The organism is Micromonospora sp. NPDC049799 (assembly GCF_040656655.1).
GTDB lineage: Bacteria > Actinomycetota > Actinomycetes > Mycobacteriales > Micromonosporaceae > Micromonospora.
Map to the genome: position 1 here is coordinate 1 of NZ_JBFAMU010000737.1, position 1,898 is coordinate 1,898.

Annotated in this window: 2 protein-coding genes and 3 pseudogenes; 1 reads left to right on the plus strand and 4 read right to left on the minus strand. The window is 75.1% G+C overall.

All coding sequences use genetic code 11. The features are described from left to right. Window positions 1-251 (plus strand): annotated as a pseudogene (locus tag AB0I76_RS28930) (hypothetical protein); the annotation flags it as partial. A gap of 69 nt (window positions 252-320) precedes the next feature. On the opposite strand, the gene AB0I76_RS28935 reads toward AB0I76_RS28930, so the two are convergent. The 4 genes and pseudogenes from AB0I76_RS28935 to AB0I76_RS28950 all read right to left on the minus strand — a co-directional run. After that, on the minus strand, window positions 321-1,010 hold the full coding sequence (locus tag AB0I76_RS28935; protein ID WP_357042034.1) for a dihydrofolate reductase family protein: 690 nt from the start codon (window positions 1,008-1,010) through the stop codon (window positions 321-323). Beyond that, the gene (gene ribA, locus AB0I76_RS28940; RefSeq protein WP_357042037.1) at window positions 1,007-1,651 is read right to left on the minus strand and encodes a GTP cyclohydrolase II; all 645 of its coding nucleotides are present in this window, start codon (window positions 1,649-1,651) and stop codon (window positions 1,007-1,009) included. Before ribA ends, AB0I76_RS28935 begins: the two co-directional genes overlap by 4 nt. An 11-nt stretch (window positions 1,652-1,662) precedes the next feature. Then, window positions 1,663-1,800, minus strand: a pseudogene (locus AB0I76_RS28945) (UPF0104 family protein); the annotation flags it as partial. A gap of 4 nt (window positions 1,801-1,804) precedes the next feature. Then, window positions 1,805-1,898: pseudogene (locus AB0I76_RS28950) on the minus strand (L17 family ribosomal protein); the annotation flags it as partial.

Genomic DNA, 1,898 nt, shown 5'->3' on the forward strand with positions numbered 1-1,898 from the left:
CGGCGGGTGAGGCGCTGGCCACGGGCGTGAGCGGGCACGACGCCGAACGGCACGCCGCACGGGCCGACGCGGCGGCCCTGGAGGCGGTGCGGATCGCCGCGCGACTCCTGCGGTCGGACCCGCCACTGCCGCTGACCATGATCGTCGGCCAGATCCGGGCGACGGCGATCGACCTGCTGCGCGGCGTCGGCCAGGACGACGTCGCGGTGCTGGACCGGGTGGACGACGCGCTCGGCCTGGCCCCGGCGTGAACGCCGCCGGCGGGCGGGATTCCCCGGCCGCCGACGACCGGCGGGCCGACGACACCGGTCCGGAGGCGGTCAGCCGGGGCAGCGGTCGGAGAGGGCGTAGCGCAGCAGCACCACGTCGCCGATCTGGCGGACCTCCGCCAACCGGGCCCGTCGCTCCGCGTGCCAGGGGAAACGGCCCTCGCCGGCGAACCGGGGAGCCCGGTGGTCGCCGACGAAGAACGGGGCGACCACGAGGTGCAGCTCGTCGGCGAGCCCCGCGGTGAGGAACTGGGCGTGCACGCTGACGCCACCCTCCACCATCAACCGGCGTACGCCTCGGGCGGCGAGGTCGTCCAGCGTCCGCGCCGGGTCGACCGGCTCGCCCGCGTCGACGACGACGGCGAGGCCGGCGAGCCGGTCCCGGGTCTTCTCCACCGCCGACGAGGCGCAGTAGACGATCCGCTCGGTGTCGCCGACGGTGAAGAACCGGGCCGTCGGGTCGAGGTCACCGCAGCCGGTCAGGGTGACCCGCGTCGGCGAGGCCGGCCGGCCGGCGGCGACCCGCTCGGCCCGCCGTCGGGCGGACCGCACCAGCAACCGGGGGTCGTCGCGGCGGACGGTGGTCGCACCGACCAGGATCGCGTCGCAGCCCGCCCGCACCTCGTCGACCCGGTCCAGGTCGTCCGGGTTGGACAGCAGCAGCCGCTGGTCGGTGGCGTCGTCCAGGTAGCCGTCGAGCGACGTGGCGCAGCTCAGCAGCACGTACGGGCGGGTGGTCACGGGACGAACGGAAGGTCGAGGACGTGCTCGCCGCGACTGGCCTTGGCCGCCAGGTAGTCGGCGTTCGCCGGGGACAGGAACAGGCCGGTGGACACACGCTCCGCGACGCGTACGCCGAGCCGGTCGAGCTGGGCGGCCTTGTCCGGGTTGTTGCTCAGCAGCGCGACCCGGTCCACGCCCAGCGCGGCGAGCATCTGCGCGGCGACGGTGTAGTCCCGCTCGTCCTCCCGGCGCCCGAGGGCGAGGTTGGCCTCGTAGGTGTCCAGGCCGGCGTCCTGGAGCGCGTACGCGTCGAGCTTGGCGTACAGGCCGATGCCGCGGCCCTCCTGACGCAGGTAGAGCAGGTAGCCGCCGGCGGTGGCGATGCGCTCCACCGCCTCACGCAGTTGGGGACCGCAGTCACAGCGCTGGCTGCCGAACACGTCGCCGGTCAGGCACTCGCTGTGCGGACGGACCAGCGGCAGCCCACCGGACGGCGGGTCCGCCTCGGCGCGGTCGCCGAGGCCGAGGGCGAGGTGCTCACGGCCGTCGACCAGGCCCGCGAAGGAGAAGACGCGGGCGCGGGTGGCGTAGCCGTCCGGGAAGCGCAGCGGGACCATGACCTGGTTGCGGACCGTGGCGGCGGGGCGGTGTTCGGACATCGGACTCCTCGTCAGACGGTGCCGGCGGGCACGGGTACACGGCGGACCAGCAGGACGGCGGCACCGGGCAGGCTCGCCACCAGTACCAAGGCGCCGTAGACCATCGCGGTGGTGACGCCCTCGGCGGCGGTGAGGCCGGCGGCGGCGAACGGTCGGCGCCGCGACCTGCAGCTCCTCGACCAGCTCGATGATCGCCATCGGGGCGGCGTCACCCTTGCGCGGGCCGGTCTTCACGATCCGCGTGTAG

What these genes read in the sequence shown, in the direction of transcription:
- ribA (WP_357042037.1), bottom strand. Translation starts at nt 1,651, where the DNA reads ATGTCCGAACACCGCCCCGCCGCCACGGTCCGCAACCAGGTCATGGTC.